Source organism: Chthoniobacterales bacterium (assembly GCA_036569045.1).
Taxonomy (GTDB): Bacteria; Verrucomicrobiota; Verrucomicrobiia; order Chthoniobacterales; family JAATET01; genus JAATET01.
The window spans coordinates 1-4,663 of sequence record DATCRI010000080.1 but is presented as its reverse complement, the minus strand read 5'-3'; the positions used below and the strand labels follow the sequence as shown (position 1 = coordinate 4,663).

The window sequence follows — 4,663 nt, the reverse complement described above, 5'->3', positions numbered from 1 at the left end:
GAGATAGGCCTCGAATTCCTCGCGCGTGCAGGTGTCGTGGCGGAGGCGCCACTGGAGGTGATTCATCATGGCGCACATCGCGGCGTCCATCGCGTGGGCGATCAGCCGGCTCATGGCGCGTAGGGATCTTCGCCCTTGCGGGCCTGCGGGGTGTGCGGGAGGTCGCGCTCGGCGAGGCCGAATTCAGCGACGATCCGGACGCGAAGGTCGAGGTAGGCCGCGGCGAGCCGCGCGTGGATCGCCTCGCGTTCGCCTTCGGGTGCGATCGGCGTGCCGGTGAGAATCCAGACCGGCGGGCGGCGGAGCCAGTTCCCGCGATGATACAGGCGGTCGGTGCCGGCGATCACGCAGGGCAGGATCGGCGAGTGGCCGAGCAGGGCGAGCGCGGCGACGCCGGGGCGCATGGGCGCGCCTTCGAGAATGGACGATTCGCCGGCGCGAATGCCGCCTTCCGGAAAAATGCCGACCACGCGGCCGGCTCGGAGCCGATGGGCGGCCGTGCGCAGCGCGGTGCGATCGCTGCCGTCGCGATGGACCGGAAAGGCGCCGGTGAGGGCGAGTGCGCGGGCGAAGCGTTCGTTGCGGAAAAGCTCCTCCATCGCCATCCAGTCGACGTGGCGCGGGAAGACGGAGCCGATGAGAGGCGGGTCGAAGTGGCTGATGTGATTCGGCGCGAGGATGAGCGGCCCGCCTTGGGGAATGGGCGCGAGGTGCCGGATGCGCGTGCGCGTGGCGACGCCGAAGATGGCGCGGAAGGCGGTGCGTGCCGCGGAATTGAAGGCGCGCTGGCCCGCGCCGCCGATCTCGAATGCGCCCACCGTCCCTAGATCTGCACGACCTGCACGTCGACACTCATGCCCGCGAAGGCGCTTCGCGGGCCCTTCCACGAGCCACTGACCGGCGCGGCCTTCTCGGGGTCGCGGTTCACGGCCACGGAGACGTGCTTGGAGCCGGCGAGGGCGTTGTTCGTGGGGTCGAAACCGCGCCAGCCTGCGCCGGGAATGTAAATCTCGGTCCAGGCGTGGGTGGCGCCGTGTTGATCCTCGCTCGTGGGCGTCTGTAGGTAGCCGCTGACGAAGCGAGCGCCGAAGCCCCATTGCCGCGCGGCCTCCATCATGAGCGTGGCGAAATCCCGGCAGGAGCCGGTGCCGCATTGGAGCGTGTAGGCGGGCGTCTGGATGCCGGCCTCCTCGCGCCGCGCGTAGCGGAAATTCTCGAAGATGGCGGTGTTCAGGTTCGACAGGAGGTCGAAGGTGCCGATGAGCTGGCCGGGCTTGTAGAACTGGAGGAGCCAGTCCTTGAGCGCGGTGCCGTCGCGGGGAAACGCGGAGAGGCGGTAGGGGATGAGCTCGGGCTGCTCGTCCATCGGGTAGCGAAAGGGATACGCGACGGCCTCGGGATCGATGATGAAATCGAGCGGATTCTCGTCGTAATGCGCGACGTCGAGTTCGCTGAAGACGCGCAGCAGCGTGCCGGGCTCCTGGAAATCGAGGATGGCGATCGAGTTGCCATACATGTCGCGGAACCACCGGACCTTGGCCTTCGGCGTGATCTGGAGCAGCGACCCCTCGATGTGGACATCATGCCCTTCGCGAGGGCGCACGAACGCGCGATGCGGGCCGAAAGTCACGGGCTCGTGATAGCGGTATTCGGTGGTGTGGGTGATACGAAGTCGCTTCATGCGGCGGAGGAATACGGTTTACAGAACGTCGGCGGCCGCACGAAGGTAAAATCCATCCTATGAGCACCGTGACCAAAGCCGTCATCCTCGCCGCAGGCCGTGGCACCCGCATGCGCGAACTGACCAATGACCTGCCGAAACCGATGATCGCGGTGCGGGGGAAGCCGATCCTGCAGCACATCATCGAGGGGCTGCGCGGAGCGGGCGTGACCAGCGTGCTGCTGATCGTGGGCTACCGCGAGGATGTCGTGCGCGACTTTTTCGGTGACGGCAGTGTGTTCGGGGTCTCGGTGAGCTACCAGCGGCAGGTCACGCAGGACGGCACCGGGCGCGTGGTCGAGTTGGGCCGGGCGTTCACGGGCGATGATCCGTTCCTGCTGAGCTACGGCGACATTCTGCTCGATCCGCGGAACTACGGCGTGCTCGCCGCGCCGGGTGACGAGGAGGCGATCATTTCGGTGAAGCACAGCGAGGACGTCAGCAAGGGCGGCGCGGTATTCGTCGACGCGGATTTCCACATGACGGACCTGCGTGAGAAGCCGAAGCCGGGCGAGCCGACGAGTCCCTGGTATAACGCGGGCGTCTATCTGTTCCGGCCGAGCATTTACGAGTTCACCGCGCGCCTCGAGAAGTCGCCGCGAGGCGAATACGAACTCACGGATGCGATTCGCGCGCTGGCGCTGAGCGGCCGACGCGTGCGAGCCTTCGAGCTGCTCGGCGACTGGGCCGACGTGCGCGATCCCGAGGTGCTCGCCGAGCTGAACGGCTGAGGCGCGGCTTTTCCCGGGCGGTCAATGAGCAACCCGTCCGACTACTCCCGTGTGGAGAGCGGGGGCGCGATGGATTCCAGCGAGCGACCTTCGGCTTTGACGCCGATCCAGGCCTCCATGCCGGCGGCGGCGAGCATGAGGATGGCGCCGAAGAGGTAACCGGCCAGCACGGCCGATGCGGAGCCGGTGCCGATGAGGTAGCCGAAGAGCAGGGGCGCGAGGGCGCCGCCGATGAGCGTGCCGAGGGCGTAGAAGGCAGCGATGGCCATGGCGCGAATCTCGAGAGGAAAAATCTCGCTGACGGTGAGGTAGGCAGAGCTTGCCGCAGCCGAAGCGAAGAAAAAGATGACGCTCCATGCCAGCGTCTGGGTGATGCTGGTGAGCAGGCCGGCCTGGAAGAGAAAGCCGGTCGCGGCGAGCAGCAGGCCCGAGAGGGCGTAGGTGGCGACGATCATTGGCTTGCGGCCGACGGTGTCGAAAAGGTGGCCGAGCACGAAGGGGCCAAGGACGTTGCCGAGCGCAAAGGGCAGGAGGTAGAGGCCGACATTCTGCGCGGGGACCTCGTAGAAGCGCATGAGCACGAGGGCGTAGGTGAAGAAGATGGCGTTGTAGAAAAACGCCTGCGACACCATGAGCGAGAACCCGAGCAGGGTGTGGCGCGGGTGCTCGACGACGGCGGCGCGCCAGATTTCGCGCCACGGGGTGTGGGTGCGCTGGCGAATGCGGATCGGATTGCCCTCGGGCAGCGGCAGCGCTCCGCGGGTGCGGCCGACGATTTCCTCGACGGCGGCAACGGTGGCCTCGGCCTCGGGCCTGCGACCGTGAATGAGCAGCCAGCGCGGGCTTTCCGGCACCCAGGCGCGCAGAAGGAGCACGCCGAGCCCGAGGACGGCACCGATGCCGAAGGCGAGCCTCCAGCCGAGCCAGACGGGCACGAGGGCGGGATCGAGCAGCCAGATCGTGGCGCCGGCGCCCATGGCGGCGCCGATCCAGTAGGTCGAGTTGATGAAAAGGGCGACCCGGCCTCGAAACCGGGCGGGAATCAGTTCGTCGATCGCGGAGTTGATGGCGGCGTATTCCCCGCCGATGCCGGCGCCGGTGAGAAAGCGAAAGAGAAGATAGCTGGGGAAGTCCCAGGCGAAGGCGGACAGAGCGGTGGCCCCGAGATAAACGCCGACGGTGACGAAGAAAAGGCGTTTGCGGCCGAGGCGGTCCGTGAGATAGCCGAAGAAGAGCGCGCCCGCGACGGCGCCCACGAGGTAGGCGGTGGCGCTGCCGCCCACCTGCGTCTCGGTAAAGCCGAGTGCGCCGGGGTGGGTGAGAATCCCGCCCAGAGCGCCGGCGAGGGTGACCTCGAGGCCGTCGAGGATCCACGTGGCGCCGAGGGCGACGACGATGAACCAGTGCCAGCGACTCCACGGGAGCCGGTCGAGCCGCGCGGGCACGTGGGACTCGATCCAGCAGCCGGGCATTCCGCAGAGAGGCCGCTAGCCAGCGAGTGAGGCGTCTTTTGGAACCCGCAGCGAGGCGAGGGCGATGTCGATCGGCACCGTCTGGCGCTGGCGATCGAGGAAGAAGCTGACCTCGGTGTAACCGGCCTCGCGCAGGAAACCGAGCGCAGCGGGGTAGCGGTCGCCGACGCGGCCGGGGCGATGGGCGTCCGCGCCGATCACGACGGGAATGCCGCGCTCGTGCATGAGCGCGAGCTGCACCGGACCGGGATTCATCTCGGAGAGCGCCTTGTCGAGGCCGCTGGTGTTCAGCTCCATGGCCACGCCGGTGGCGGCGATGCGGTCGAGGGAGCGGGCGATGAAGGGAAGAATGCGGGGGAGGTGCCACGCCGCGGGGGCGTCGTTCTTGATGAGATCGGGATGCGCGAGCGTGTCGTAGAGGCCGGTCTCGGCCGCCTCGGCGAGGTGCTCGTAGTAAAGCTGCTGGTAGGCGAATGCGTCGCCCGTGTTGTGTCGGGCGCGGTATTCCGGCACGTGATAGTGGACGCTGCCGAGGACGTGGTGAAGCGGCACGCGGGCGTGGAGTTTTTCCAGCCACGGCTCGACGCCGGGGTAGTAATCGCTCTCGAGGCCGAGGCGCACGTCCACCCGGCCGGCCCATTCTTCCCGGGCGCGGGCGACGAGGTCGACGTAAACGGGAAATTCCGCGGGCGACATGCGGACATCGGCGGAAATGCCGTCCGGCAGCGGGCAGTGGCAGG

The 4,663-nt window shown here is 67.8% G+C and carries 5 protein-coding genes; 1 reads left to right on the top strand and 4 read right to left on the bottom strand.

Annotated features, from left to right (window positions below; genetic code table 11):
* Positions 1–110 precede the first annotated feature (110 nt).
* Complete coding sequence (locus tag VIM61_14350) at positions 111–818, bottom strand: lysophospholipid acyltransferase family protein (protein ID HEY8901591.1); 708 nt, start codon at positions 816–818, stop codon at positions 111–113.
* Positions 819–823: 5 nt separating this feature from the next.
* On the bottom strand, positions 824–1,681 hold the full coding sequence (locus VIM61_14345; GenBank protein HEY8901590.1) for a transglutaminase family protein: 858 nt from the start codon (positions 1,679–1,681) through the stop codon (positions 824–826).
* A 59-nt stretch (positions 1,682–1,740) separates the two neighbouring features.
* On the opposite strand from VIM61_14345, the gene VIM61_14340 reads away from it, so the two are divergent.
* Positions 1,741–2,451, top strand: a complete 711-nt coding sequence (locus VIM61_14340) for a sugar phosphate nucleotidyltransferase (GenBank protein HEY8901589.1) — start codon at positions 1,741–1,743, stop codon at positions 2,449–2,451.
* A gap of 41 nt (positions 2,452–2,492) precedes the next feature.
* On the opposite strand, the gene VIM61_14335 is transcribed toward VIM61_14340, so the two are convergent.
* The gene (locus VIM61_14335) at positions 2,493–3,923 is read right to left on the bottom strand and encodes an MFS transporter (GenBank protein HEY8901588.1); all 1,431 of its coding nucleotides are present in this window, start codon (positions 3,921–3,923) and stop codon (positions 2,493–2,495) included.
* 15 nt (positions 3,924–3,938) lie between these two features.
* Positions 3,939–4,663 (bottom strand): histidinol-phosphatase (locus VIM61_14330; GenBank protein HEY8901587.1); only part of this gene is annotated, 725 nt, incomplete at its 5' end.